The organism is Agromyces sp. Y558, assembly GCF_059445415.1.
On the sequence record NZ_JCAIUH010000001.1, the window covers coordinates 1587161 to 1613959 of the forward strand.

29 protein-coding genes are annotated in these 26799 nt (G+C 68.5%); 19 read left to right on the forward strand and 10 right to left on the reverse strand.

What is annotated here, in order from left to right:
• Nucleotides 1–27: 27 nt before the first annotated feature.
• Nucleotides 28–393 carry a nuclear transport factor 2 family protein gene (locus tag AC1C2T_RS07390; protein WP_495384795.1) on the forward strand — a complete coding sequence of 122 codons (366 nt, stop codon included), beginning with the start codon at nucleotides 28–30 and terminating at the stop codon, nucleotides 391–393.
• Between the two features lie 22 nt (nucleotides 394–415).
• Here the strand turns inward: AC1C2T_RS07390 and AC1C2T_RS07395 are convergent, their stop codons facing one another.
• Nucleotides 416–1198, reverse strand: coding sequence for an SDR family oxidoreductase (locus AC1C2T_RS07395; protein WP_495384796.1), 783 nt, complete (start codon nucleotides 1196–1198; stop codon nucleotides 416–418).
• A 78-nt stretch (nucleotides 1199–1276) separates the two neighbouring features.
• Between AC1C2T_RS07395 and AC1C2T_RS07400 the strand changes: the two genes are divergently transcribed.
• Entirely contained in the window at nucleotides 1277–2158 is an 882-nt protein-coding gene (locus tag AC1C2T_RS07400; RefSeq protein ID WP_495384797.1) for a sigma-70 family RNA polymerase sigma factor, read from the forward strand.
• A 298-nt stretch (nucleotides 2159–2456) separates the two neighbouring features.
• Nucleotides 2457–4343 (forward strand): subtype B tannase, encoded by a 1887-nt coding sequence (locus tag AC1C2T_RS07405; protein ID WP_495384798.1) that lies wholly within the window; start codon nucleotides 2457–2459, stop codon nucleotides 4341–4343.
• Nucleotides 4344–4393: 50 nt separating this feature from the next.
• Here AC1C2T_RS07405 and AC1C2T_RS07410 read toward each other — a convergent pair whose 3' ends face one another.
• The 5 genes from AC1C2T_RS07410 to AC1C2T_RS07430 form a co-directional block, all read right to left on the reverse strand.
• Nucleotides 4394–5197 (reverse strand): ABC transporter ATP-binding protein, encoded by an 804-nt coding sequence (locus tag AC1C2T_RS07410; protein WP_495385404.1) that lies wholly within the window; start codon nucleotides 5195–5197, stop codon nucleotides 4394–4396.
• Between the two features lie 25 nt (nucleotides 5198–5222).
• Nucleotides 5223–5996 carry an ABC transporter permease gene (locus AC1C2T_RS07415; RefSeq protein ID WP_495384799.1) on the reverse strand — a complete coding sequence of 258 codons (774 nt, stop codon included), beginning with the start codon at nucleotides 5994–5996 and terminating at the stop codon, nucleotides 5223–5225.
• On the reverse strand, nucleotides 5993–6838 hold the full coding sequence (locus AC1C2T_RS07420) for an ABC transporter permease (RefSeq protein WP_495384800.1): 846 nt from the start codon (nucleotides 6836–6838) through the stop codon (nucleotides 5993–5995). The genes AC1C2T_RS07415 and AC1C2T_RS07420 overlap by 4 nt, the downstream gene beginning before the upstream one ends.
• Nucleotides 6835–7809: an ABC transporter substrate-binding protein gene (locus tag AC1C2T_RS07425; protein ID WP_495384801.1), complete on the reverse strand. Its 975-nt coding sequence runs from the start codon at nucleotides 7807–7809 to the stop codon at nucleotides 6835–6837. The genes AC1C2T_RS07420 and AC1C2T_RS07425 overlap by 4 nt, the downstream gene beginning before the upstream one ends.
• A gap of 151 nt (nucleotides 7810–7960) precedes the next feature.
• Nucleotides 7961–8617 carry a GntR family transcriptional regulator gene (locus AC1C2T_RS07430; RefSeq protein ID WP_495384802.1) on the reverse strand — a complete coding sequence of 219 codons (657 nt, stop codon included), beginning with the start codon at nucleotides 8615–8617 and terminating at the stop codon, nucleotides 7961–7963.
• Between the two features lie 173 nt (nucleotides 8618–8790).
• Between AC1C2T_RS07430 and AC1C2T_RS07435 the strand changes: the two genes are divergently transcribed.
• Genes AC1C2T_RS07435 through AC1C2T_RS07475 form a run of 9 tightly spaced genes read left to right on the forward strand, consistent with a single transcriptional unit; the run spans nucleotide 8791 to nucleotide 17341 of the window.
• Nucleotides 8791–9522, forward strand: a complete 732-nt coding sequence (locus AC1C2T_RS07435; RefSeq protein WP_495360900.1) for a PIG-L deacetylase family protein — start codon at nucleotides 8791–8793, stop codon at nucleotides 9520–9522.
• A gap of 2 nt (nucleotides 9523–9524) precedes the next feature.
• The gene (locus AC1C2T_RS07440) at nucleotides 9525–10229 is read left to right on the forward strand and encodes a 4-carboxy-4-hydroxy-2-oxoadipate aldolase/oxaloacetate decarboxylase (protein ID WP_495384803.1); all 705 of its coding nucleotides are present in this window, start codon (nucleotides 9525–9527) and stop codon (nucleotides 10227–10229) included.
• Nucleotides 10226–11023 carry an NAD(P)-dependent oxidoreductase gene (locus tag AC1C2T_RS07445; RefSeq protein ID WP_495360898.1) on the forward strand — a complete coding sequence of 266 codons (798 nt, stop codon included), beginning with the start codon at nucleotides 10226–10228 and terminating at the stop codon, nucleotides 11021–11023. Before AC1C2T_RS07440 ends, AC1C2T_RS07445 begins: the two co-directional genes overlap by 4 nt.
• On the forward strand, nucleotides 11020–12108 hold the full coding sequence (locus AC1C2T_RS07450; protein ID WP_495384804.1) for a 4-oxalomesaconate tautomerase: 1089 nt from the start codon (nucleotides 11020–11022) through the stop codon (nucleotides 12106–12108). Before AC1C2T_RS07445 ends, AC1C2T_RS07450 begins: the two co-directional genes overlap by 4 nt.
• Nucleotides 12105–13085 carry a VOC family protein gene (locus AC1C2T_RS07455; protein WP_495360896.1) on the forward strand — a complete coding sequence of 327 codons (981 nt, stop codon included), beginning with the start codon at nucleotides 12105–12107 and terminating at the stop codon, nucleotides 13083–13085. The genes AC1C2T_RS07450 and AC1C2T_RS07455 overlap by 4 nt, the downstream gene beginning before the upstream one ends.
• A 28-nt stretch (nucleotides 13086–13113) precedes the next feature.
• Nucleotides 13114–13920, forward strand: coding sequence for an alpha/beta fold hydrolase (locus AC1C2T_RS07460; RefSeq protein WP_495384805.1), 807 nt, complete (start codon nucleotides 13114–13116; stop codon nucleotides 13918–13920).
• Between the two features lie 59 nt (nucleotides 13921–13979).
• Complete coding sequence (locus tag AC1C2T_RS07465; protein ID WP_495384806.1) at nucleotides 13980–15359, forward strand: FAD-binding oxidoreductase; 1380 nt, start codon at nucleotides 13980–13982, stop codon at nucleotides 15357–15359.
• Nucleotides 15356–16735, forward strand: coding sequence for a class I SAM-dependent methyltransferase (locus AC1C2T_RS07470; protein ID WP_495384807.1), 1380 nt, complete (start codon nucleotides 15356–15358; stop codon nucleotides 16733–16735). The genes AC1C2T_RS07465 and AC1C2T_RS07470 overlap by 4 nt, the downstream gene beginning before the upstream one ends.
• Nucleotides 16736–16762: 27 nt before the next feature.
• Nucleotides 16763–17341 (forward strand): NUDIX hydrolase, encoded by a 579-nt coding sequence (locus AC1C2T_RS07475; RefSeq protein WP_495384808.1) that lies wholly within the window; start codon nucleotides 16763–16765, stop codon nucleotides 17339–17341.
• Between the two features lie 62 nt (nucleotides 17342–17403).
• Here AC1C2T_RS07475 and AC1C2T_RS07480 read toward each other — a convergent pair whose 3' ends face one another.
• Complete coding sequence (locus AC1C2T_RS07480) at nucleotides 17404–17847, reverse strand: MarR family winged helix-turn-helix transcriptional regulator (protein WP_495384809.1); 444 nt, start codon at nucleotides 17845–17847, stop codon at nucleotides 17404–17406.
• A 90-nt stretch (nucleotides 17848–17937) separates the two neighbouring features.
• On the opposite strand from AC1C2T_RS07480, the gene AC1C2T_RS07485 reads away from it, so the two are divergent.
• Entirely contained in the window at nucleotides 17938–18597 is a 660-nt protein-coding gene (locus AC1C2T_RS07485) for an NAD(P)H-dependent oxidoreductase (protein WP_495384810.1), read from the forward strand.
• Between the two features lie 57 nt (nucleotides 18598–18654).
• On the opposite strand, the gene sufU is transcribed toward AC1C2T_RS07485, so the two are convergent.
• Together sufU and AC1C2T_RS07495 are read right to left on the reverse strand one after the other, a co-directional pair.
• Nucleotides 18655–19134: a Fe-S cluster assembly sulfur transfer protein SufU gene (sufU, locus tag AC1C2T_RS07490; RefSeq protein WP_495384811.1), complete on the reverse strand. Its 480-nt coding sequence runs from the start codon at nucleotides 19132–19134 to the stop codon at nucleotides 18655–18657.
• Entirely contained in the window at nucleotides 19131–20426 is a 1296-nt protein-coding gene (locus AC1C2T_RS07495) for a SufS family cysteine desulfurase (RefSeq protein ID WP_495384812.1), read from the reverse strand. The genes sufU and AC1C2T_RS07495 overlap by 4 nt, the downstream gene beginning before the upstream one ends.
• 162 nt (nucleotides 20427–20588) lie before the next feature.
• Between AC1C2T_RS07495 and AC1C2T_RS07500 the strand changes: the two genes are divergently transcribed.
• From AC1C2T_RS07500 to AC1C2T_RS07515, 4 genes are all read left to right on the forward strand, one after another.
• A complete protein-coding gene (locus tag AC1C2T_RS07500; protein WP_495384813.1) occupies nucleotides 20589–21092 on the forward strand; it encodes a MarR family winged helix-turn-helix transcriptional regulator in 504 nt (167 codons plus the stop codon).
• Nucleotides 21093–21187: 95 nt separating this feature from the next.
• A complete protein-coding gene (locus AC1C2T_RS07505) occupies nucleotides 21188–21625 on the forward strand; it encodes a hypothetical protein (protein WP_495384814.1) in 438 nt (145 codons plus the stop codon).
• Nucleotides 21626–21633: 8 nt separating this feature from the next.
• Complete coding sequence (locus AC1C2T_RS07510; RefSeq protein ID WP_495384815.1) at nucleotides 21634–21933, forward strand: transcriptional regulator; 300 nt, start codon at nucleotides 21634–21636, stop codon at nucleotides 21931–21933.
• Between the two features lie 70 nt (nucleotides 21934–22003).
• Nucleotides 22004–23008: a CPBP family intramembrane glutamic endopeptidase gene (locus AC1C2T_RS07515; RefSeq protein ID WP_495384816.1), complete on the forward strand. Its 1005-nt coding sequence runs from the start codon at nucleotides 22004–22006 to the stop codon at nucleotides 23006–23008.
• Nucleotides 23009–23246: 238 nt separating this feature from the next.
• On the opposite strand, the gene AC1C2T_RS07520 is transcribed toward AC1C2T_RS07515, so the two are convergent.
• Nucleotides 23247–24251, reverse strand: coding sequence for a LacI family DNA-binding transcriptional regulator (locus tag AC1C2T_RS07520; RefSeq protein ID WP_495384817.1), 1005 nt, complete (start codon nucleotides 24249–24251; stop codon nucleotides 23247–23249).
• Between the two features lie 237 nt (nucleotides 24252–24488).
• Between AC1C2T_RS07520 and AC1C2T_RS07525 the strand changes: the two genes are divergently transcribed.
• Entirely contained in the window at nucleotides 24489–25799 is a 1311-nt protein-coding gene (locus tag AC1C2T_RS07525; protein ID WP_495360883.1) for an ABC transporter substrate-binding protein, read from the forward strand.
• A gap of 115 nt (nucleotides 25800–25914) precedes the next feature.
• Complete coding sequence (locus tag AC1C2T_RS07530) at nucleotides 25915–26799, forward strand: carbohydrate ABC transporter permease (RefSeq protein ID WP_495360882.1); 885 nt, start codon at nucleotides 25915–25917, stop codon at nucleotides 26797–26799.

The following is a 26799-nucleotide window of genomic DNA, read 5'->3' on the forward strand; positions in this document are numbered from 1 at the left end:
CACGCGAACTGCTGGCACACTGTAGACATGCCCGCAGCCGCACTGATGCAACAACTCGCCCGAATCATCGATGCACATGAGTGGGAATCCCTCGCCGGACTGCTCCATCCCGAGTTCTCATGCCGATACGTGCACACCGGGGAGACATTCGACCGCGACAGCTGGGTTCGGGTGAATGCGGAGTACCCCGGGTTCCAGAACTTCGTGCTCGAGGACTGCGTGGCCGACGGCGAACGTGCCGCAGCCCGGGCGCATGTCAGCGGGTTGAGCGAGGGACAGATGCAGCATTTCGAGGTCGCGACATTCATCGAAGTGCGCGGTGGCCTCATCGCCGAGATGACCGAAGTGTGGACTGACGTCGACCAGGCCGCTCCAGACGGCACCCGGCCGTGACGCTGCGCCGCTGCCACGGCGCTCACGACCTGACGGCCGGGACCTCGAGTTCCGTCAAGAAGCTCCGCCAGGTCCGCGCGCCGCGGTCGGCTCCCGCACCCGCGAGGTTCTCACCCGCGCGGTAGGCGCGGCCGACGGCGCCGGGCATGCGGATCGGGAGGCGGCCGCGCCGTTGCCGAGCACCCGTCACCTCGGTGAAGGTCGCCACGAGCTGTGCCACATCGAGCACCTCAGGTCCGGCCAGGTCCGCGACTCGGCCGGCCGGCGCGCCGAGTGCGAGCTCGGCGAGCCGGGCGGCGACCTCGTCGCGGTCGACCGGCTCGAAGCGGAGGCCGCCGGGTACCGGGAGCAGCGGCATCCGCGCCATGCCTCGTGCGACCGGGAGCACGAACTCGTGCAACTGTGCGGCACGCAGTACGGTCCACGGCACTCCTGATTCGGCGATCACCCGTTCGGCCTCCGCCTTCGCCCGGAAGTAACCGATCGGCATGCGGTCGGCGCCGACGACCGAGATGAGCACGAGGTGACGCACCCCGGCCTCGCGCGCCGCGACAGCGAGGTTTCGCGCGGCGATGTCGTCGCCCTTCGCTCCTCCGGCGAGGTGCAGCACGACGTCGACGCCGCCGAGCGCGGCGGCGAGTCCATGCCCGGCGACGGTGTCGCCTGCGACATGCTGGATGCCGGGCTCGGCACCACGCGGATGCCGCGACAGAATTCGGATATCGCGGCCGGCCTCGCGCAGCAGCGGCACCACGCGGCTGCCGATGTTGCCGGTACCGCCGGTCACGAGCAGAGGTGCGTTCATTGGTCGAGTTCCTCTCATGTCACATTCGAGGGCGTTCCCTCGTCGATATCCCGACGATCGAACTCGAGGAGATGTGACATGACCGATCGAAGAATCTTGGCTCGGCGGTTCGAAACCGAGCGGCCGAGGCTGCGGGCCATCGCCACGCAGCTGCTCGGCTCCGCCGCCGATGCCGATGACGCCGTGCAGGAGACCTGGCTTCGGCTCGAGCGAGTGGATGCCGCGGGCATCGACAATCTCGAGGCGTGGCTGACGACCGTGGTCTCGCGGGTCAGCCTCGACCTGCTGCGCGCGCCGCGGCGCAAGCGCGAGCATTCGTGGCAGGTCGAGCCTTGGCGTGACGAACCGGTTGCGACCGAGGCCGACCCCGCCGAACTCGCCGCGCAGAGCGACCGCGTGAGCGTCGCGCTGCTCGTGCTGCTCGAGATGCTCAGCCCCGCGGAGCGGATCGCGCTCGTGCTGCACGACGTCTTCGGCCAGTCGTTCGACGAGGTCGCGGTCGTGCTCGATCGTTCGCCAGAGGCTGTGCGGCAGCTTGCCTCTCGGGCCCGCCGGCGTGTGCGCGGCGCCGAAGAGCCTGCGCGGCCGGATCGGGAACGTGGCAGGCGCATCGTGAATGCGTGGCTCGCCGCCGCTCAGCACGGAGACATCGGCGCGCTGCTCGAGCTGCTCGACGACGGCGCGGTGCTGCGCGCGGACTACGGCACGTCGATGCAGCTCGTCGAGGGTTCCCGGGCGATCGCCGAGCAGGCCGTGCTCTCGGGCCGTCTCGCCGCGCACTCGACGCCGATCCTGATCGACGGCCGACCGGGTGTCGCCGCGGTGATGAACGGACGCGTCGTCTCGATCATGGCGTTCGAGCTCGACGGCGACCGGATAGTCGGCCTGGAGGTGCTCGCGGACCCGAGCCGGCTCGAGTCGCTCGGCGTCGACCGGATCGTGGGCGGCGGCGCAAGCTGATCGCGGCAGCGCTCGCGTCTTCGCCTGCGCTTGCGCTGCGCCTGCGAATGCTAGCGAACGTCGGCGAACTCCACTTGCAGACGATGTTGTTCACGAAATTGCTTGCCATAATGTTGACAATCTGAGTATGGTGCGTGCAAGCGCGGCGTTTCCCCGCCGGGCATTTTCCCCAATGGAGAGGAAGATCGTGGCAGGCAACCAACCCCGAAGAGATTCGGAGAGACAGGGTCCTCAATCCGCTCGTCGAGCGGCACGCGCATTCGGCCGGGCGGCGACCGCCCTCGGCACGGCTGCGCTCATGGTCATGCTCGGTGGGGCGCCGATGGCGACCGCCGCGGCATCCGCACATCGCTCTGCACCCGACGCGGAAGACGCGAAGCTCGCCTTCGACGACTCCGCCTACACGACCCTGACGGTCGCCATCGACGGCACCCCCACGCAGGTGCGCTGGTACAAAGAGGTCTGCTACGTCGCGGACCCGATCCTGATGTCGAGCACGCAGGGTCAGAACACCATCGCCAACCCCGCCTGCGGCTATCAGAGCATGAACGTCTTCGTGCCAGAGAGCGCCGCCGCCGACCAGGACGCGGCGATCTACTTCGCCGTCAACAACAGCGGATGGTTCGCGAGCTACATCCGGGCATCGGTGACCGACGGCGCCCAGTTCGACAGCACCACGAGCAACGTCGGCGCTGCACTCAAGGCCGGATTCGTCTTCGTCGACGTCGCTTCGCGTTCGCGCGGCGTCGTGGCAGCCGACGCGAGCTATGCCGGGAAGGCCCCGGCGCCCGTCGTCGACGCGAAGGCCGCCGTACGGTACCTGCGCCTCAATGACGCCGTCATGCCCGGCAGCGCCGAGCGCGTCGTCATCAACGGAACGAGTGGGGGCGGGGCACTCGTCTCGATCCTCGGCGCCTCCGGCAACAGCCCGGACTACGACCCCTTCCTCGCCGGGATCGGCGCAGCGGGAATCTCGTCGAGAGGCAAGAGCACGATCGACGACGACGTGTTCGCCGTGGCCGCGTACTGCCCGATCACCGACCTCGGCCACGCCGACATCTCGTACGAATGGCTGTTCTCGACGCTCGGCACACGGGCAACCGTCGGATCCACCGCCGACCCGGCGACGAGTGCCGCGCTCGCCGCTGACTTTCCGGACTACGAGAAGTCCCTTCGCCTGACGGCAGCCGGCGGTACCCGGCTCACCGCCGACAACATGCTCGACGAGATCAGGGGCGAGGTCATCAACTCGGCCGTCACGTACATGCGAGCCGATCCCGCCAACGTCGTCCCCGACCTCGGCGAGGACATCGTCTACACGAGCCCGGGGTCGCCGGGGTCGCCGCCGAAGTCGGGCACCTACACGAACGACTGGATCGACGTCGACAACGACGCGAACACCGTGCTCTCGATGGACATGGAGCGCTATCTCGCGTTCCTCGGCACGCAGGCGACGCTCAAGCAGGCACCCTCGTTCGACCAGACCGGGGTGAACAACCTCACGGCGGGGGAGTCGAGCCTGTTCGGCACCTCCGCGCAGGTCTACTCGAACTTCACCGAGTACAGCTGGGAGCACAACGCCATCGCGGGCGATGGGGTCGGCCTCGACGACACCGGGCTCACGTGGGCGCGGTTCATCCGTCAGCGCAGCACCGTCGTCGATGAGCAGGTCGACCTCGTCGATCCCATGCGCTTCATCGGCACGAGCGCCGACACGGCGCCGTACTGGTACGTGCGCCACGGCACGCGCGACCGCGATACTGCGCTCACGATCTCGCTCAACCTCGACCGGGCGCTCGAATCCGATCGCGACGTGCGCGGCGTGAACTACCGTCTCGCCTGGGATCGCCCGCACTCCGGCAACTACGACGTGCCCGAGGCCATGCAGTGGATCGAGAATGCGCTCGCCGCGGCCGATGCGCGACTCGCGACAGTGACGGTGTCGAGCGGGTCGTGGTCGCAGACGGTCGTGGTGACCGGCAGCGAAGTGAAGGTCATGGTGCCGAAGGGAGTCAGCCGGGTCTCCGTCGCTGCGACCGCGACATCAGCGGATGCCTCGGTCAAGGCGCCGAAGTCCGTGCAGGTGTCATCGCACCACCGGAATGCGAAAGCGGAGATCGTCGTCACCTCTGCCGATGGAAGTGATCGACGCAGCTACACCCTCAGTGTGAAGCCCGGTCGCTGAGATGGCTCGAAGCCCTCTTCGCCGCGCGGCGGAGGGGGCTTCGTGCGGTCTCAGCGGTCGGATGCGATGCCGGTCATCGCCCCCGTCATGGTCTTCGCGCGTTGGATCTCCTCCCAGATCCGCGTGCGCAGCACACCGAAGCGCTCGGCCGACCGGGTGGTGATCTGGTCGCGTTCTGCGGGAAGGTCGATCGTCACGTCATCGAGCACCACAGTCGGCGAACTGGTGAGCACGATGACCCGCTCGGCGAGATAGACCGACTCGTCGATGTCATGGGTGACGAAGAGGATCGTGACGCCGAGCGTCTTCCAGATGCGCCGGATGAGGTCCTCGAGGTCGGCGCGCGTCTGCGCGTCGACCGCCGCGAACGGTTCGTCCATGAGGAGCACCTGCGGCCGATACGCCACTGCGCGTGCGATCGCGACGCGCTGCTGCATGCCACCCGACAGCTGCCAGGGATACTTGGTCGCCGCGTCTGAGAGCCCGACCGCCTCGAGTGCCTCGGCGACGCGTTGGCGGCGCTCGGCCTTCGGCATCCGAGCGGACTTCAACGGCAGCTCGACGTTCGCCTCGACGCTCATCCAGGGGAAGAGGCTTCGCCCGTACTCCTGGAACACGACCGCCATCGTCTTGGGCGGGCCGACGATGGGCGAGCCGTGCAGTTCCAACCGGCCGCTCGTCGCGGGCAGGAGCCCGGCGATGCATTTCAGCAGGGTCGTCTTGCCGGCGCCCGATGGCCCGACGATGCAGACGAGCTGACCGGCAGGCACGGTGAAGGTGAGGTTGCGCACCGCCTCAACGTCGTCGCCGGTCGGCGAGGAGTAGACCTTCCGCAGCCCGTCGACGACGAGCATCGGCGCCGCGTCGGCGTGCGAGGGTTCAGGATTCACGCTGGACCTCCCTGAGTCCGTGGTACCAGCGGAGGATCCGCCGTTCGATGAGTCGGAACACGGCGCTCAAGCCCAGTCCGATGAGGCCGAGCAGCAGGATGCCGCTCCACATCTCGGGCACGGCGAAATTGCGCTGGAATTGCACGATGGTGAACCCCAGCCCCGACGATGAGGCGAACATCTCGGAGATGACCATGAGGATCAGGCCGATCGACAGCGACTGCCGTACGCCCGTGAGAATCTGCGGGGCCGCCGACGGCAGCACGAGATGGCGCAGCCGGAAGCCTCCTTCGATGTGGTAGCTGCGGCTGGTCTCGCGCATGACCTCGTCGGTCGCGCGGACGCCCTCGACGGTGTTGAGGAGGACCGGCCAGATCGCGCCCGAGATGATCACCGCGACCTTCATCTGATCGTTCACCCCGATGATGAGCATGAGGAGCGGCACGAGCACCGGCGGTGGGATCGCCCGGAAGAACTCGAGCAGCGGCTCGAGCAGCCGGCGGATCGTGCGGGCGGATCCGATGACGACGCCGATCACGATGCCGAGCACGATCGCACATGCGAGGCCGGTGAACAGGCGGCCGAGACTTGGCAGCACGTCCTCCCAGAAGCGCGGTCCGAACCAGGTCGTGACGAAGGTCTCGAGCAACTGATCGGGCGTCGGTACGAAGAACGAAGCGCCACCCACGGTCGCCGCCCACCAGACAGCGATGAGGACCAGCGGAAGGCCGATGACGTACGCGAACGACTTCAGAGCGCTCATGCCTCGAGCTCCGATCGCACCGAGGTGTGCCAGGCGAGGGCCCGCCGCTCGACCAGGCGTGCGAGAAGGTTGATGGCGACGCCGATGAGGCCCGTCGCGAGCACGAGCGCGTACATCTCCACGACGGCGCCGCCGGACTGGGCGAGGGCGATCTGCTTGCCGAGGCCGTCGGTGCCGATGATGAGCTCCGACGTGATGGCGAGGATGAGCGCGATGGTCGCGGCGAGTCGCACCCCGGTCATGAGATACGGCAGTGTGGTGGGCCAGACGACGTGACGGATGCGGCTGAATCGTCGCAGTCCATAGCTTCGCGCGGTGGCGTCGGCCACCGGGTCGACATCCTGGGTGCCGTAGATCACTTGGAGCAGCACCTGCCAGAACGCGGCGTAGACGATGAGGAGCAGGCTCGACTGGATCTTCGTCCCGAAGAGGAGGACGGCGAGGGGGATGAGGGCGACGGAGGGGATCGGCCGCAGGAACTCGATCGTCGACCGCGTGGCCCGCTCGAGGAAACGGCTCGACCCGATGAGGAACCCGAGGAGCGTTCCGGCGACGACGGCGATCGCGAGGCCGATGGCCCAGCTCGTCATCGTGGCGCCGACACTGCGCCAGAATGCTCGGTCGGCGAGGTCGCCGGCGAGCTGGAGGAGCACTTCTCCGGCGGGAGGGAGGAACCGGGGGTCGACGAGGCCGAGTCGGGACACCGCCTCCCAGAGGAGCAGGAACCCGATGATGCCGGCCGAACCGAGCAGCGCGGTGCGGCCCCGCCCGGGACGGCGGGCGCGCCGCCGTCCCGGGGAGGCCGCGGTTGTGGTGGTTGGCTCCGAACCCGTCAGGGTCACGGAAGCAGTGCGTCGAGATCGGGCGCCTGGGTGAGCACCCCGTAGGACTGCGCCGCCTCGGCGAGCTTCTCCATGGCACCGCGATCGATTTCGAGGGGCCAGGTCGGCAGCACGATCTTCTCGAGAGTCTCGGGCGGCGTCTTGGTGTACGTCGCGATGATCTCGCGCACGGCGTCGGGGTTCTCCTGCGCGTACTCGAGCGACTTCTGCATCGCCGACTGGAACTTCTCGACGGTCTCGGGGTCGCTCTCGATGAAATCGGTCGTCGTGAAGTACGACGCGACGTCGAGCTTCGGGTCGAACTCGGCGTAGGCGTAGGAGACGACCCGATCGCCGGCCTCGATCGCCGCGGTGACGAACGGCTCGACGACGAACGCCGCGTCGACCTGGCTGTTCTCGACCGCCGCGATGGCGTCGGGGAAGGGCACCTCGACGAAGGAGATGGTCGAAGAATCCGCTCCGGCATCGTCGACGAGGGTGCGCACGATCGTGTCATTGATGTTGCCGAGGCTGTTGCTCGAGACGGTCTTGCCGGCGAGGTCGGTCACGGACTGGATCGGCGAGTCGCCCTTGACGATGATCGCGCCGAAGTCGGAATCGGTGTCACCGGTCGTCGCGACGGCGGAGCTCACAGCCTTGAGGGGCAGCCCCTTCTCGGCCGCCACCATGAGCGAGAGCATGTTGCTGAAGCCGAATTGGTAGTCGCCTGCGACGACGGCCGGCACGATGGCGGCACCGCCGGTGGCGGTTTCGATGGTGAGATCGAGCCCGGCCTCCTCGAAGAAGCCCTGCGCGTCGCCGAGGTAGAGGGGTGCTGTGTCGGCGATCGGGATCACGCCCACCGTGACGGGGGTGAGCTCGGCCGCACTGGCGCTCGCGGCCGGGGCCTCGGTGCCGGGTTCGGAGTCGGTGCATCCGGAAAGGGCCAGCAGGGCCACCGCGGCGACCCCGATCATGCTGATGCGATTCATGTCACTCCGTTGTGAGGGAAGGCGGCCCCGCCAGGACGCTTCGTCCGGCCGGGCTGGTTGCCGTGTCTGCGGCGACCCTACGACTGTTCAAGAATCACTGTCAATAATGTGACCAGAATTGTTAGCAATCGGATGCAATGCCCGTCGCTGTTCACCGGAGCTGCGGTATCGACTGCCCGTGGTCGTCGAGCGTGTGCAGCGTGGTGATGACGCTGCCGATGTGGTCGCCCATGAGTCGACCGGCCCGCTCTGCGTCGTGGTCGCAGACCGCGTCGATGATCGCCAGGTGTTCGGGCAGCGAGACACTCGGGCGGCCGGGCACGAGGGAGAGCCGGAACTGATGTCGCACCATCTGGCCGTTGAGCTGCTCGATGATGCGGGCCGCGGCGGCGTGGTGCGCGATTTCTCGCAGACGGGAGTGGAGCGTGGCGTTCAGGTCGGAGTAGCGCATGAGCTCGCCCTGCTCGACGGCGACGCGCATGCTCTCGCCGAGAACGCGGAGCTCGTCGATCTCGGCATCGCCGACCTGCTCGGCGGCCCGCGCCGCGACCAGTGCTTCGACGGCTTGCCGGATCTCGGTGATCTCGACCGCTTCGTCGACCGAGATCTCGCGCACGCGAGCGCCCCGATTCGGCTGCAGCTCGACGAGGCCGTCGGCTGCGAGCTGCAGCAGCGCGTTGCGGATGACGAACCTGCCGGCGCCGTAGCGCTCGGCGAGTTCGGCCTCGATGAGCCGCTGGCGCGGGGCGAAGTCCCCGCGGAGGATCGCACTCCGCAACTGGGCATGGACATCTTGGAGGTTGCTCACCGACCGCCCCTTCTCTGAATCGACATCGATGATCTGCGATTCTCGGTCACGCCGAGACATCCGCCACGCAGCTTCGCTCGACTCATTCTGTCGCCCGACGGGTCGTCAGCAAAATTGTTGACAATAGTTGCGACACTCGGCAGAGTGGTGTCGCACATCGATCTGGAGGTTCAATGTCGAATCAGTCTCCCCTTCTCGTGGTCACCGCGCACCCTGGCGACTTCGTCTGGCGAGCCGGCGGTGCGATCGCTCTCGCCGCTTCACGCGGGCAGCGCGCGGTCATCGCCTGCCTGTCCTTCGGCGAACGGGGTGAATCCGCGAGCGCCTGGCGCGCGGGGAAGAGCCTCGACGAGATCAAGGAGCTCCGCCGCGAAGAGGGCCAGACCGCGGCCGACGCGCTCGGTGCCGAGGTGCGGTTCTTCGACGCCGGCGACTATCCGCTCCGCGAGAGCGACGAACTCCTGGCGAGCCTCATCGGCCTCTATCGTGAGGTGCAACCCGACGTCGTGCTCACGCACGCCGCCGCCGACCCCTACAACATGGACCACCCGAAGGCCGCCGAGATCGCGCTCCACGCTCGCGTGCTCGCGCAGGCTCCCGGCGTCTCCGGCCCCGGGGAGGTCATCGGCGCGCCGCCCGTGTTCGCGTTCGAGCCCCACCAGAGCGAGGTGTGCGGCTTCGTTCCGAACGTGCTGCTCGACATCAGCGAAGTCTGGGAGAAGAAGGTCGCCGCCATGCATGCGCTCGGCGCACAGGGGCACCTCGTCGAGTACTACACCGACCTCGGCAAGCGCCGTGGCGTGCAGGCCAAGCGCAACAGCGGTCCGAACCTCGGCTTGCCGGTGCACGCCTACGCCGAGGCGTTCCAGCGGTACTACCCGCAGGTCGCATCGGAACTGGCCTGACCATGGGCCGCCACTACGTCGTCCGCGAAATCGACCGTGCACCGGCGGAGGTGATCGAACGCCTCGCCGACGCCGGAGTTGCGAGCGTCCACGAGGCGGCGGGCCGCGTCGGCCTCGTCGGGCCGCGGATCATCGCCCGGCTTCCGGGAGCGTCGGTCGGAGGCTCGGCCGTCACCGTGCTCAGCCACCCCGGCGACAATCTCATGATCCACGCCGCCGTCGAGGTGTGCCGACCGGGCGACGTGCTCGTCGTCGCGACGACGAGCGGGTCCACCGACGGCATGTTCGGCGATCTGCTCGCCACCTCGCTGCGCTCCCGCGGGGTGGTCGGACTCGTGATCGACGCCGGGGTGCGCGACGTCGCGACCCTGCGCGAGATGGGCTTCCCGGTGTGGTCGCGCGCCGTGCACGCCCAGGGCACGGTCAAGGCGAGCCCGGGATCGGTCAACGTGCCCGTCGTGATCGCGGGCCAGGCGGTGCACCCCGGCGACATCATCGTGGCCGACGACGACGGCGTGGTCGTGTTGCCGATCAGACGCGGCGCCGAGGTCGCGGATGCCGCGGACCGCCGCCGAGCGAACGAGGAGGCCAAGCGCGCCACGCTCGCGTCGGGCACCCTCGGGGTCGACCTGTACGAGCTGCGACCTCTCCTCGCCGAACTCGGCGTCGCCTACGTGGATCGTCTTCCGGAAGGCACCGATCGATGAGCAGCCGAATCACGGTGCTCGGCCTCGGCGAGGCGGGTCGTGCGTTCGCGACCTCGCTCTCGGCGCGGGCGGTGGTGACCGGGTGGGATCCGTTCGCGACGGGCGCGGTCGACGGTGTGCGAATCGCGGCATCCGGCGAGGAGGCCGTCGCCGAAGCGGATGCGGTGCTCGCCTTCACGACCGCCGAGCACAGCGCAGACGCACTCGCGACGACCATCGCCGCCGCGCCGCGATCTGCCGTGCACGCCGACTTCGCCACCGCCGGGCCGCGCGCGAAGGCGGAACTCGCGGCACGCGCAGCGGCCGCCGGCATTCGATTCGCCGACGCGGCGATCATGGCACCCGTCCGTCGTGGTGCCGACCGCACGCCGGTATTGGTCTCCGGCGAACCGGTCGCGACCGAGGCGCTGCGTGCCATCCTCGGCGAGGCGGGCTACCCCGTCGAGGTGCTCGACGGCCCCGCCGGGACATCCGCTGCTCGAAAGCTGCTGCGCAGCCTCCTCGTCAAGGGACTCACGGGTGTGATGATCGAATCGCTCCGCGCGGCCGAGGCGCAGGGGCTCTCCGACTGGTTCGGCGAGCATCTCGTCGAGACCCTCGAACGGCTGGATCGGCCGACGCTCGCGGGCCTGCTCGACGGCACCCGGCAGCACAGCGGGCGGCGCGTCGAGGAGATGACGGCGGCGGCCGAGATGGTCGAGGCGGAGGGCGGCCGTGCCGACATCGCGCGCGCCGTGGCCGAGGTTCTGCGCTCCGTCGCAAGCGACGGGGTTCCGAACGGAGGGCACCTGTGACCGACGGCATCCGGTGCATGCTGATGCGCGGCGGCACCTCGAAGGGCGCCTACTTCCTCGCCTCGGACCTTCCCGAGGACGACGCCGTGCGTGATGACCTACTGCTCCGGGTGATGGGTTCGCCCGACCCGCGCCAGATCGACGGGCTCGGCGGGGCGCACCCGCTGACGAGCAAGGTCGCCGTGGTCGGCCCGTCGACGCATCCCGACGCGGATGTCGACTACCTCTTCCTCCAGGTGGTGCCCGACCGGCCGATCATCAGCGATCGGCAGACCTGCGGCAACCTCCTCGCGGGCGTGGGGCCGTTCGCGATCGAGCGCGGGCTCGTGGCGGCAGGCGGCGAGGAGACCGAGGTGCGCATCCGCATCATGAACCCGACTCCGAGCATCGTCGTGGCCCGTGTGGAGACCCCGGGCGGCGCGGTGCGCTACGACGGCGACACCGAGATGGCGGGCGCGCCGTTCCCCGCGGCCGCGATTCCGCTCGACTTCCCGGGCGACGGCCGGCCCGCGTTCCCGACCGGGCGGCTCGTCGACCGTTTCGACGGCATCGACGTGACGTGCGTCGACGCCGGCATGCCGGTCGTCCTCCTCCGCGCATCCGACCTGGGCCTCGACGGCGACGAGTCGCCCGCTGAACTCGAAGCGAACGACGACCTCCGCCGCCGCCTCGAGCGGATCCGGCTCGCCGCCGGCCGAGCCATGGGTCTCGGCGAAGTGCGCGACTCGACGGTGCCGAAGCTCACGATCGTCTCGCCCGCACGCGACGGCGGCCTCGTGACCACGCGCACCTTCATTCCGCATCGCGTGCACGAGGCGATCGGCGTTCTCGGCGCAGTCTCGGTCGCCGTCGGATGCCTCGCCGAAGGCACGATCGCGACCGTCGACGCACCCGCTTCGGGCCCGTGCCGGGTGGAGCATCCGACCGGCGCACTCGAGGTCGACGTCGAACTGGCGGAGGCCGGAGCCGCGACGTCCGTCGCCCGGAGTACGCTCGTGCGAACCGCCCGCAAGATCATGGATGGGCAGGTCTGGCCTCGCCCGCAGAGAACGGCAGCTGACGCGCCCGATGAAGGAGCCACGTGAACGAGCATGCGACCCCGCGTCTGACGCACGATCCCGAAACGCGTCGCGACATCGCCCATGTCGGGCCCATCGAGCTCTACACCCCCGTGCTCGAAGCGAGCCGCGACTTCTTCGTCGATCTCATGGCGATGCGCGAGGTGGCCCGCGACGAGACATCCGTGTACCTGCATGCGTGGGATGACTACCAGTCGTACACCGTGCGGCTCATCGAGCGGGAGCAACCGGGCATCGGGCGTACGTACCTCCGTGGCGCGAGTCCGCAGGCGGTCGAGCGCGTGGGGGAGCGCATCGCGTCGGCCGGGCTCGCGCGCGGCACGGACGACTCGGTGCGGGGCCTCGGCGAAGTGCTGCTGTTCGACGACCCCGACGGGCACCCGATGGGGCTGTACTGGGACGTCGACTGGTACGAGGCAGATGAGACGGACACGCCTGCGCTGAAGAACCAGGCGGCCGCCTTCCCGGGCCGGGGCGCGAACGTGCGCCGCCTCGACCACGTGAACTACCTGACCGGACACGTGCCCGAGACGGCCGAGTTCCTCGGCGGCGTGCTCGGCGCCCGCTGCACCGAGCGCATCGTGACCGACGACGGCGAACCCAGCGCCGTCTGGTTCAATCTCGGCAACAAGACCTACGACCTCGTGTACACCGTCGACTGGACCGGGTCGCACGGGCGACTGCACCACGTGGCCTTCGCGACCGACACCCGCGAAGACATCCTCCGCGCCGCCGACGTGTTCCTCGAGGCGGGCATCCACATCGAGACCGGGCCGCACAAGCACGCGATCCAGCAGACCTTCTTCCTCTACGTCTGGGAGCCCGGCGGCAACCGGATCGAGCTGTGCAACGCCGGCGCCCGCGTCATCCTCGCCCCTGACTGGAAGACCATCAGCTGGACCGCCGCCGAACGCGCCAAGGGCCAGGCCTGGGGTCTGCAGACGATCGAGACCTTCCACACGCACGGCACGCCCATCGTGTGACGGCCCGAAGACGGCGAGAATGGCTGACATGGATGCAGCGATCCCGCCCCTGACCGAGATGCCGTCGCCGAAGTACGTCTTGTCCGACGGCATCCGCATCGCCACCTACCTCTGGGGTGACGACGATGCGCCGACGGTGCTGTGCGTGCACGGGTTCGCCTCGAGCTGCCGCGACAACTGGGTGAACACCGGGTGGGTGCGCGACCTCTTGCGTGCCGGGTTCCGCGTGCTCGGCATCGACCAGCGCGGCCACGGGGCGAGCGCCAAGCCGCAGAAGGCGTCCGCCTACGGCATGGACGCCTTCGTGAACGACATCGCGGTCGTGCTCGACACCTACCTGCTCGACACGGTGCTCTTCGCCGGCTACTCGCTCGGGGCGCGCGTCGGTTGGCAGGTCGCGGTGCAGCTGCCCCAGCACGTCGAGCGTGCGGTGCTCGGCGGCATCCCCGACGGGCGGCCGCTCGCTCGGCTGCAGATCGAGCAGGCGCGCGCGTACGCCGAGCACGGCACTCCGGTCGAAGATCCGGTCACCCGCAACTACATCACGCTCGCCGAACGGGTGGCGGGCAACGACCTCGGGGCGCTCATCGCGCTCGCCGAGGGCATGCGCTTCGGCGACGCCGACCCCGATGTGACGCATCCGCCGATGCAGCCGATCCTGTTCGCGACCGGCAGCGACGACGCGATCCTCGAGCAGTCGAAGCAACTGGCGGCGTCCACACCCGACGGCACTTTCGTCGAGCTGCCCCGGCGGCACCACTTCAATGCACCGGGGTCACGCGTGTTCAAAAAGGCCGCGCTCGAATTCTTCACGCGTGCGGCGGCGGGCGCCTGAGCAGCGTGCCGATGCCGAAGGACGATGCGGTGAATCCTCGCGCGGACTAGCGTGGAGATGTGTCCGCTCCCGCGACTGACGCACGGACCGCTCACGCCGACGGCGTGGAGCGACTGCTCGAGAGCTCTCGGGCGGTGCCACAGGGGGCGCCGGTGCGGCTCGCGAAGCGCACCTCGAACCTCTTCCGGTCGAGGGCGACGACGGATGCCCCGGGCCTCGACACCTCGGGCCTGACGCACGTCATCGCGGTCGACCCCGAAACGCGCACGGCCGACGTGGCCGGCATGTGCACCTACGAAGACCTCGTCGCCGCGACGCTGCCGTACGGGCTGGCACCGCTCGTGGTGCCGCAGCTCAAGACCATCACCCTCGGCGGCGCGGTGACGGGTCTCGGCATCGAGTCGACGTCGTTCCGCAACGGCCTGCCGCACGAGTCGGTGCTCGAGATGGACATCCTCACCGGCGCCGGCGAGGTCATCACGGCATCGCCGGTCGAGCACACCGAGCTGTTCCGCGCCTTCCCCAACTCGTACGGCACGCTCGGCTACGCGGTGCGCCTGCGCATCGAGTTGGAGCCGGTCGAGCCGTTCGTCGCGCTCACGCACCTGCGATTCCACGCGCTCGCCGAGCTCGTGGAGGCGATGGACCGCATCATCGAAACCGGTCGCCTCGACGGGGTTCCCGTCGACTACCTCGACGGCGTGGTGTTCAGCGCCGAGGAGAGCTACCTGTGCGTCGGCATGCAGACCGCGGCATCCGGCCCCGTCAGCGACTACACCCGCCAGCAGACCTACTATCGCTCCATCCAGCACGACGACGGGGCGAAGCACGATCGCCTCACCATTCACGACTACCTGTGGCGCTGGGACACCGACTGGTTCTGGTGCTCGCAGGCGTTCGGCGCGCAGCATCCGCTCGTTCGCCGGTTCTGGCCGCGGCGCTACCGGCGCAGTCGCTCCTACGCGACCCTCATGCGCCTCGAACGGCGCTTCGACCTCGGTGATCGTCTCGAGAGGCTCAAGGGCCGCCCGCCGCGCGAACGCGTCATCCAAGACGTCGAGGTGCCGATCGGGCGCACCGTCGAGTTCTTGGAGTGGTTCCTCGCGAACGTGCCGATCGAGCCGATCTGGCTGTGCCCGCTGCGGCTGCGGGGCGAGCGCGGCTGGCCGCTCTATCCGATCCGGCCGCAGCAGACCTACGTCAACGTCGGGTTCTGGTCGACGGTTCCGGTGGGCGTGACCGAAGGCGCGACGAACCGCTCGATCGAGCAAGCCGTCAGCGAATTCGACGGACACAAGTCGCTCTACTCCGACTCGTACTATTCGCCGGAAGAGTTCGACGAGCTCTACGGCGGCGATGACTATTCGGCCGTGAAGCGGCAGTATGACCCCGACTCACGTCTGCTCGATCTCTATGCGAAGGCGGTGCAACGACGATGACCACGACCAAAGGACAGGCGCCGGTGAAGCAGGCTGAAACGCCGGCCTCGACGGATGCCGCGGCCGCACCGGACCCGTCGGCGGACGCGCCGGACCCGTCGGCGAAACTCAGCCTCGCCGAGATCCTCGAGATCGTCGTCGCCGGTCGACTCCCGCTGAAATTCACCGCCTACGACGGGAGTTCGGCAGGGCCCCCTGACGCCGCCCTCGGGCTGGAACTGAAGACGCCTCGGGGCACGACGTATCTCGCGACCGGGCGCGGCGATCTCGGTCTCGCCCGTGCCTACATCGCGGGCGATCTCGAGGTGCACGGCGTGCACCCCGGCGACCCGTACGTGCTGCTCAAGGCCCTGGCTGACGAGCTGGTCTTCAAGCTCCCGCCGCCGCGGATGATGGCCCGCATCATCCGCGCCATCGGCGTCGAGCACCTACGACCGATCGCGCCGCCGCCGCAAGAGGTACCGGCGCGTTGGCGTCGTGTCGCCGAGGGACTCCGGCACAGCAAGAGCCGCGACGCCGAGGCGATCCACCATCACTACGACGTCTCGAATACCTTCTACGAATGGGTGCTCGGCCCCTCGATGACGTACACGTGCGCGTGCTACCCCGGGCTCGACGCGTCGCTCGACGAGGCGCAGGAGAACAAGTACCGGCTCGTGTTCGAGAAGCTGCGGCTGAAGCCGGGTGACCGACTGCTCGACGTCGGATGCGGGTGGGGTGGCATGGTGCGTTACGCCGCGCGCCAGGGCGTGCGGGCAACGGGCGTGACCCTGTCGCGAGAGCAGACGGCCTGGGCGCAGCAGGCGATCGCCACGGAAGGGCTCTCCGACCTCGCCGAGGTTCGCTACGGCGACTACCGTGACATCGCCGAGAGCGGCTTCGACGCGGTGTCGTCGATCGGGCTGCTCGAGCACATCGGTGTGCGCAACTATCCGTCGTACTTCCGCTTTCTGCAGTCGAGGCTGCGGCCTGGGGGACTGCTGCTCAACCACTGCATCACGCGGCCCGACAATCGTTCCGAACCGTCGGCCCGCGGGTTCATCGACCGCTATGTGTTCCCCGATGGGGAGCTCACCGGCTCGGGCCGCATCATCACCGAGGCGCAGGATGTCGGCTTCGAGGTGCTGCACGAGGAGAATCTGCGCCCCCACTACGCGCTGACCCTGCGCGACTGGTGCGCCAACCTCGTCGCGCACTGGGACGAGGCCGTGGCCGAGGTCGGGTTGCCGACCGCGAAGGTGTGGGGCCTGTACATGGCCGGTTCCCGTCTCGCCTTCGAAAGCGGCGGCATTCAGTTGCACCAGGTGCTGGCGGTCAACCCCGACGCGCGTGGCGGCAACGGCGACCTGCCGCTGAGGCCATGGTGGACTCCCTAGGATTTTCCGGACTGACAGAGGAGCACAGTGTCGCTTCAACCCTGGAGCATCGAACGTTCGAGTCGGGTCGTCGACGATCGATGGATGAAGGTCCGGGCGGATTACTGTCGGAGGTCGAACGGCGCAGTCGTCGGCCCCTACTACGTCTTGGAGTACCCGGAGTGGGCGAGCGTCTTCGCGGTCACCGTCGCCGGTGAGGTGATTCTCGTCTCGGAGTACCACCACGGCGCCCGCGTGGTCGGGATCGGCTTGCCAGGGGGCGCGGTCGGCGACGGAGGCGAGACGCCGATCGCGGCAGCGAGACGAGAGCTCCTGGAAGAGACCGGCTACGCCGCCACCGAGATGGTCGAGATCGGCTCCGCGTTCGCCAACTGGGGAAACCAGACGAATCGCGTGCACTTCTTCTTGGCACTCGAGTGCGCCTTCGTTGCACCTCAGGCCTTGGACGAGAACGAAGAGATCGAGATCTCTCTCGTTCCTCTGGATGACTTCTCGCCGACGCTGCTGCAGCAGTCGTTCCACCTGTCGAACGCGCTGCTCGCCGTCGAGCAGCTCAGGAACGCGACCTTGTGGAGGGCGCGAGCGCCGGTCGTCGGCACTGAATAAGCGAAAGAGTTGGCGTGAACAACGAGACCGGGACTCGAAGGTCGGGATGGGCTCAGCTCGGCTCAGCTCAGGGCCTCGTTCAGTTGATTCAGGATCCGCAGTGCGGCTCGCAGGTCGGACGGGTCGGGAGCGGGCAGGTTGTCGCGACGCGTCTGCTCGAAGAGCGCATCGCCGCGACGCACCAGCGCGGTGCCTTCAGCGGTGAGGCTCAGGATGTTCTCCCGCCGATTGTGCGCGCTGGTCTCCACGTTCATGAGCCCTGCCGCAACGGCTTGCTCGATCTGACGGCTGACCGTGCCCTTCGTGAGGCCGAGTCGATCGGCGATGGACTGCTGGTTGAGCGGACCGGGATGCGCGTCCACGACGCTCAGCACGAGGAACTGCGCCATCGTCACGTCGAGTTCCCGACGGAACAGCGCGTCGCCGCTTCGATCGAGTAGCCCCGCAACTCGACGGATGAGGTACGCGAGCTGCGCCTGCTCGTCGGGCAGATCCACCTTGTCCATGGCATGCATCCTATCGAATCGTTTGACAAGCGACCGTTGCATATGCAACGGTTGAGTGAGAAACCAACGATGTGGAAGAAGGCGCTCCCCATGCGGATCATGTTCGTTCTGGACCACCCGTACACGATCGAGTCCGCCGACAACGTGCCGCATCGGCGCAGCTTCACGGCGGCCGTGGCGGAGGCAGCGATGCGCGGCGCACGCAGGGCCGGGCACGAGGTCGACCTCGTCGACCTGGCGGCCGACGGATTCGACCCCGTCATGAGCCGCGACGATCTCGTGGCCTGGCGCCTGAAGCAGGTCGTCGACCCAATCGTCGCCGACTACCAGGAGCGGCTGATGCTGGCCGACCACCTGGTCTTCGCCTTCCCCGTGTGGTGGGAGGCGATGCCGGCCTCGACCAAGGGCTTTCTCGACCGAGCGCTGACCAAGGGGATCGTCTTCGAGGAACTCCCCGACGCGAAGGGGAATCCGTTCCGCAACCTGATGACCAGGCTCGGCGGCGTGACCGTGCTCTCGATCATGACCACTCCCGACAAGGCCTATCGCTGGTGGTACCGTGACCCCCTCACGAAGATCCTGTTCAAAGGGACCTTCGGCAAGATCGGCGTCAAGAACCTGCGCTGGGTCAACTACGACTCGATCACCGAGAAGACCGTCGAGGAGCGTGAGCGCCTGCTGCAGCAGACTGAGGAACGGTTCGCAGCCCTGAATCGCGTCGCCGATGCCGTCGGCGCGCTGTCGCGCTGAGGCGCCGAGTCATCAGCGCCGTCGCATCCGCTCGCTGATCGCTGAGTTCGCCCCTCGCTATGCGCGGTGTTCAGTCTGCGCTGCGGGTGTCGCGCTCGCGGCCGCCGCCGCGACGGCGGCCTCGAGCGCGACCCACGCGAGCATCGCGCACTTCACGCGCATGACGTACTTCGAGACGCCGTGGAAGGCGATCGCGTCGCCGAGCAGCTCTTCGTCGGGCTCGCCGGCGCCCTGCGAGCGCATCATCGACCGGAACCCGTCGATGAGCTGCCGCACCCGGTCGAGGTCGGCGCCTGCCGCGAGCTCGGTCATAGCCGACGCCGAGGCCATCGAAATGCTGCATCCGTCGCCGGTCCAGCCGATCTCTTCGAGCACGGTACCGGATGCGTCGAGGCGGATGCCGACGGTGATCTCATCGCCGCACGTGGGGTTCAGCTCATGGTGGGTGGCGTGAGGCTCGGTGAGCTCGCCGTCGCCGAGCCGGCGACGTGAGTGGTCGAGGATGAGCTCCTGATAGAGCCCCGACAGATCGCTCATGCGCCGACCCCGAAGAATCCGCGCACCTCGCCGAGCGCGGCGGCGAATCGGCGAACCTCGTCGGTCGTGGTGTAGACGTATGCGCTAGCTCGCGTCGTCGCCCGCAGGCCGAGGCGCCGGTGCAGCGGCTGGGCGCAATGGTGGCCGACGCGCACGGCGATGCCCTGCGCATCGAGGAACTGGCCGACGTCGTGGGCGTGCACGCCGGGCACATCGACGCTTGCGAGCGCCGCGCGCTCGGTGCCGGGCGCCGGCCCGATGAGGCGCACGCCGGCGACCCTCGACGTCTCCTCGACGAGGAGCTCGGCGAGCGCCGTCTCGTGCGCGTGCACCTGCTGCATGCCGAGCGCGTCGAGGTAGCGTACGGCTTCGGCCAGTGCGACGGCCTGCGACACCGGCTGGGTACCGGCCTCGAAGCGTTGCGGTGAGGGCAGGAAGGATGCCGACTCCATCGTCACGGTCGTGATCGTCGAACCACCGGTGCGGGCCGGCGGCAGGGCGTCGAGCAGGTGCTCGCGGCCGTAGAGCACGCCGATGCCGGTCGGGCCGAGCATCTTGTGGCCCGAGAACGCGGCGAAGTCGACGCCGAGTTCGGCGAAGTCGGTCGGGCGATGCGGCACCGACTGGCACGCGTCGAGCATGACGAGCGCGCCGTGGCGGTGGGCGAGCTCGACGACCTCCGCGACGGGTGCGACGAAGCCGGTCACGTTCGAGACGTGCGCGAAGGCGACGAGCCGCGTGCGCGGTCCGATGACGGATGCAGCGTCGTCGATCGACCACGTGCCGTCGTCCGCGACGGGGATCCAGCGCAGTTTCGCCCCGGTCTTCGCAGCAAGGCGCTGCCATGGGATGAGGTCGGCGTGGTGCTCGGCCTCGGTGACGACGATCTCGTCGTCGGGCTCGAGCTTGAAGACGTCGGCTTCGGGGCCGGCGAGGCCGCCCGCGGCATCCGCCATGCCGAGCGCGACCATGTTGATGGCATCGGTCGCGTTCAGGGCCCAGACGATCTCTCGCGCGCCTGCGCCCACGAACCGGGCCACCGTCTCGCGGGCGTCTTCGAACGCGGTCGTCGAGGTGCCGACGAGGGTGCTCGCGCCACGGTGCACCGCGGCGTTGGAGTGCTCGAGGAAGCGGCGTTCGGCATCGAGCACCGCGAGCGGTCGCTGCGCGGTCGCGCCGGAGTCGAGATAAGCGAGCGGATGCCCGTTGAGCTCCTGCGCGAGGTAGGGGAAGTCCTGCCGGAGCTCCGTCGGCAGCAGACCGTCGATGGTCGTCGTTCGATCGAGGGTCATTGTTCCTCCCAGCATGCCGATGCGGGCGATCCACGCGGCGGCTACCTTCCAGTCTGACGCAGTTTCGCTCGGTCATCGCCGCGCGGCGGTCGAACGGTCGATGCGGTCGCGGGGTGGGCTCGCGCCGTCTCGTCGGGATACCGTGGCGGTATGCCCCGGAGCGTGAGTGAGCACGATGACCGCGATGACGAGGTCGACCTGCTCATCGACGCGTGGTCACGCCGGTTGCCCGATGTCGATCTGACCCCGCTCGACGTGATGTCGCGTCTGCGGCGGGTCGCGAACCATCTCGGCCGTTTGCGGGCGAGCGCGTTCAGCGGCGCCGGGCTCGCGGCATGGGAGTTCGACGTGCTCGCCGCGCTTCGCCGCACCGAGCCCCCGCACGAGTTCAGCCCGGCGCAGCTCATCGAGGCGACCATGATCGGCAGCGCGGCGATGACGAACCGACTCGACAACCTCTCCCGGCGCGGTCTCGTCGAGCGACGGCCCAACCCGCGCGACGGGCGCAGCGTGCTCGTTCGCCTCACGCCCGACGGGGCGACGCGCGTGGATGATGCCATGCGGCTGCTCGCCGAGCGAGAGGCCGAGGAATTGCGCGGGCTCAGTCGTGAAGAGCAGGCGACCCTGGCTGCGCTGCTGCGACGCCTCGGGCACGAACGCGACTGAGGGGACCGTCAGCGCCGATCGATGCACCCCTCAGGTGACGACGACCGCTTGAGAAGGCGTTGACTTTCCATCAACCTGGGTGTTGGCTTTCCAACATGGAAATCGTGTCCTCGGCCGCGGAATCCCTGGCGATCGCCGACAGGGCACGGCGCGCAGCTGTCGATCGGTTGCGCTCTCCCTGGTGGTACTACCCGACCCAGGGCGTCATGCTCGGACTGGCGACTGTCGTCGTGCTGCTCACGCGCGGCATTTGGCCCGGCCTCACACTGATCGTCATGGTCGTGCTGATGCGACTTCTCGATGTCGCGCGCCGCCGCGTGATGGGGCCGCGACGAGCAGAGTTCCGGCGTTGGCGAGCGGTCGTCCCGGGGGTCGTGCTCGGGGTCATCGCCGCGGCCGCCATAGCCACCGGGCTGTTCATCGTCGACAATTGGGACCTGCCGTGGGTGGCTTGGCTTGTGGGCGCCCTGGTCTTCAGCGTCGCCGTCGCTGCCGGGCGGCTCTACGAACGCCCAGCACGTCAGACCCGATAGCCGACGCAATGGCAGCTCGTGCGTTACCGTTCGAACTGAACGAGGTCATCCACCCCACTTGGCGTCTCGCGATCTGCGCGTTCTTATCCGAGGTGGCGGAAGCGGAGTTCGCTACGGTCCGCGACTCCCTCCACATCAGCGACTCCTCGCTGAGCAAACACGTGTCGACCCTGCGGGAAGCCGGATACGTGGACGTCTACAAACTCGCCGAAGACGGCCGCCTCCGAACCTGGCTCGCCCTCACCGAAGAGGGCCGCACGGCATACGCATCCCACATCCGAGCACTGCGCCGACTCACCAGAATCTGATGCGGTCTCCCCGTTGATCTCCGTCGCGCGGCGGATTCGCGGATGCATCGGGATCGATAGCGTGACGAGTGTGAATGAAGCACCGAACGCCGTCAGCGAACCCGCCAGCATGAGCCCGGCGGTCGAAACCGTCGAGATCGAGGAACCTCGTCGAGTGCCGTGGGCGGCCGTTGCCGTGTTCGCAGTCGTCTCCTGCGGGCTCGCGTGGCTCGTCGCCGCCCCGCTCTGGGCGAGCGGCATGGGGTTGTCCGATCCCCTGCTGCCGGTGCTCGCGGCCGTCATGATGCTCACCCCGGCGATTGCCACCGTCGCAGCGCTGCTGGTGGAGCGGCGGCAGCGCGGCAATCGCGGTGCCCGCGGCATCCTGCGCGACCTCGGCATGTGGCCGCTGCGACCGGTGGGCCGCACACTCGGTCTGTCGGCGGCGGCCATCGTCGTCCTGCCGCTCCTCGTCGCGGCCGGGCTTCTCGTCGTCGGCCTGCTCGGCCTCGCGGAATTCGACCTCGTCGGCTTCTCGGGCTTCGCCGCGCTGATCGAATCGCAGTTGCCCCCCGGCACGCCGGTGCCGCCGATCGTGCTGCTCGTCGTGCTCCAGCTCGTCATGATCCCGATCGGTGGGATCATCAACGCGCCGTTCGCCTTCGGTGAGGAGATCGGCTGGCGCGGCTGGCTGCTGCCCGCGCTGCGGCCGCTCGGCGTCTGGCCGGCGCTGCTCGTCTCCGGCGCGTTCTGGGGGTTCTGGCACGCGCCGCTGATCCTGCTCGGCTACAACTTCGGGCTCACCGACGTGACCGGCGTGCTCCTGATGATCCTCTCGTGCATGCTGCTCGGCGTGCTGCTCGGGTGGACGCGCCTCCGCACCGCGTCGGTGTGGCCCGCGGTATTCGGCCACGGCGCCTTCAACGCCTCGGCCGGGCTCGGCGCGCTGCTCGTCGCGGTCGACTCGCCCGTGCCGGCTGCCTGGGTCGCGGGCCCGCTCGGCCTCGTCATGTGCGCCATCTTCGCGGCCGTCGCCGCGGTGCTCGTGGCTGCCGGGCAGTTTCGCCGCGGCCGCGTCGACGCTCGCTTGGGCTGATTCTCCGCGGTGTCCATGACGTGAGTTCGGCCGTCGCAGGAGCACGAGGTGGCGGGCCCGTGGCATCCGAATTCTGACGGAGTGTTGACGGACAAAGTGGCGACTCTAGCGTGAGGCACCACTTCACCAGCGTCTCGACGAGGAGCATGCCATGCCAGTCAGATACCGCCTTGCGGCGGCCGCGACGATCGCCGCCCTCGCATTCCGGCTCAACCGGCACGAGGAGCGGGGGCGCGCCTCAGTCGCGTCGCCAGGCCTCGCCGAGGGTTGATCGCCGTGCGATGAGGTGGGGCTCGAGCGTGACCGTGCGCGGGCGGGCTGTGTCGGGTGCGGTGATCTGATTGATCAACAGCTGGGCCGCGGCCCGGCCCATCTCCTCGCCCGGCTGGGCGATGGTGCTCACCGGCGTTGCGCTCTCGGACGCGAAGTGGTTGTTGTCGTACCCGGTGATGGCGAGATCGGCGGGCACGCTGAAGCCGGGCTCGTCGTCAAAGGCCTGCATCGCGCCGATGGCGAGCAGGTCGGATGCGGCGACGATGCCGTCGAACCGGCCGGCGCCGCCCTCGACGATCTCGTATCCGGCTCGGCGTCCGTGCGGGATGTTGAGGCCGCGGGTCTCGAGCACGGCGAGTGAGACCCCAGTGGACTCGGCGACCGCCTGCTGCGCACCGTCGCGGCGGGCCGCCACCGCCTCGAGGAGGAAGGGTCCGCCGACGAAGAGCAGTCGGGTGCGGCCGACGTCGATGAGGTGGCGGGCGGCGAGATACCCACCGCGACGTTCATCGACCACGACCCCGGAGCTCGATGGATCGCCCGGGAGCGCGTTGACGTAGACGAGGGGGGTGCTGCGGATCGCCGGCCGGCGGGCGGCGACCCAAGGGGTCGGAGTGATCAGGATGCCAGCCACTCGTGATTCCTCGAACAGCTCGAGGTTGCGCTGCTCTCTCGCTGGGTCGACGTCGGTGTTCGCGATGAGGAGGTTCATGCCGTGCTGGCGCAGGATCGTCTCTGCGCCGCGGGCTATGTCGACGAAGAACGAGTTGTCGAGGTCCGCGAGCACGAGACCGACGGTGGAGCTGCTGCCCGCGGCGAGGGAGCGTGCGGCATCGTTGCGCACGAATCCGAGCTCGGCGATCGCGGCGAGCACGCGCCTGCGGGTGGTCTCCGAGACCTTGTCAGGATTGTTGAGCGTGTTCGACACGGTGCCGAGCGCAACACCGGCGTGGCGCGCGACATCCGTCATGCTCGGCTGAGCCCTCGCGCCTCTGCGACGTTCTGCAGGAATGCGGCACCTCCATGTGCTGCACGACCGATATGCCGGCCGCGGTTTCGTTCGATATGGTCCCACGGTCGGGGCCCGAGGAGACTGAACACGATGAAGCGTTTCAAGAATCTGACCAAGACTCCGTGACAGGCGCCGAAGATAAGGTTACAGTACCCGTGAAGCGCTTCAATTGAAGCGATGATTCAAGGAGGAATCGTGACCACAGCACTTATGCGGCGGCGCTTGCTGCCCCTCGGCGCGCTGCTCGGTGCGGGAGCGTTGACGCTCACCGCCTGCGGCCCTGCGGGTTCCGGCGGGGGAGCGGACGACAGTTCGTTCAGCTACCTCGGCCAGACCGAGAACACCACCATCATCAACACGCTGGAAACACTCGGCGCCGACCAATGCGCGGCCGAGGAGAAGGCGGCCCCCCTCGAGTCCGACAGCATCGCCGGCACCCAGTGGGACCAGAAGCTGCAGCTGCTGGCCGGTCAGGATGCGCTCTCCGACATGTCGATGGCCGCCGGCACCCCGTCGCTCATGCAGCAGTTCATCGACGCCGACCAGGTGCTCGACCTCTCAAAAGCCCTCGACGAGCTCGGCGTGGCCGACAAGATCCTGCCCGCCGCCGAATCGACGATCAAGGCCCTCTACGGCGGCGACACGCTCTACGCCCTGCCCACCGAACTCAACATCGAAGGGTTCTGGTACAACAAGCAGCTGCTCGCCGACCACGGTATCGAGGCGCCGCAGACGTGGGATGACCTCGTCGCCGCGGCGGCAACCCTGCAGGCCGCGGACGTGCAGCCGTTCGCCGCCGCCGGAAAAGACGGCTGGCCGATCACGCGACTCGTCGGCGACTACCTCGTGCGAGACCTCGGACCGGATGCGCTCAAGAATGTCGCCGACGGTGATGCCAAGCTCACCGACCCCGAGTACGTCGCCGCCGCAGACGCCGTCGCCGAGCTCGGTGCATCCGGATACTTCGGCGACGCCGTCGGCTCGGTCGACTACAACGCCGCGCTGAACCAGTTCCTCACCGGCGGCGCCGCCTTCTTCTACATGGGCAGCTGGGCGCTCGCGAACTTCAACGACGAGGAGCAGAACCAGATCGGTGCCGACAACATCGGCTTCACGGCATTCCCTGAGGTCGAGGGCGGCGCCGGAAGCATCGACCAGGTTCCGGCCAACGTCGGGATCCCCGTGATGCTGTCGAAGGAGGGCTACACGGACACGACGGCCGACTGGCTGCAGTGCATCGCCGAGAACTACGGCGACACGGTGCTCTCCGAGAGCGGTGTCGTCTCGGGCTTCGCCGTGGAGAACCAGCCCGCCGACCTGCCGGCCACCACCCAGATCGTGCAGGATGTCATCGCGAACGCTCCGTCGAGCGTGCTCTGGTTCGAGGCGCTCTTCACCTCGAAGGGCACCACCGTCAGCCAGACCAACGGCGGCGGTCTCGGCAACGGCACCCTCACGGGCGCGGAGTTCATGGAACTCGTGCAGTCCGCGAACGAGGACGGCTGACCCGCTCCGTTCGCTGAATCGCCGGGCCGCGATACGTCGTCGCGGCCCGGCCCCACCGCCGCTCGCGGCATCAGCCATCACCGCGCCCGCGGCCGACCGACCAGATTGCGCTGTCATGGAAAAAACACTCGGCGACAAGCGCGCCATCCTGATCCTGCTCGGGCCGGCGCTCCTCGTCTACACGCTCATCATGCTGGTGCCGATCGTGTGGTCGCTTGGCTACACGGTGATGGACGGCAACCCCATCATCGGGTTCCAGTTCAACGGCTTCGACAACTTCGTGAAGTTCTTCGGCGACCCCTCAGCGTGGGATGCCGTCTGGTTCACCCTTCGCTACGCGCTCGTGCTCACCGTGCTGCAGGTCGGCGTCGGCCTCCTGCTCGCGCTGCTCTACGTGTTCTGGCTGCGGAAGGCCTCGGGCGTCATCCGCACGATCGTCTTCTTCCCGGTCGTACTCCCAACGGTCGCCGTTGCGCTGCTGTTCCAGCGCCTGTTCGAGGCGGCCCCCACGACGGGCCCGGTCAACGCCCTGCTGAACTCCTTCGGGCTCGAGTCGGTCGACTGGTTCGGCACGCCCGCCGCCTCATTCTGGATCGTCATCCTCATGGACCTCTGGCGATCGATGGGTTTCTACGCGGTACTGCTCTACGCCGGTCTCGTCGACATCCCCGATGAGCTGCTCGAGTCGGCGCGCCTCGACGGGGCATCCGGGTGGAAGCTCATTCGCAGCATCGTGCTGCCGCTCTCGCTGCCGGTGCTGCTCTCCTCGCTGATCTTCAGCATCAACGGCACGCTCAAGGTCTTCGATACGGTCGTGGCCCTCACGAACGGCGGACCCGGCAACGCCACGACGCCGCTGACCGTGTACATGTTCCAGACCTCGTTCACGTACGGCGACTACGGCTACGGATCGACCGTCGCGCTCATGCTCACGATCCTCTGCCTCCTGTTCACCGTCTTCATCTTCCGGTCCACGCGCCGGGACCTCACGAAGGGCTGA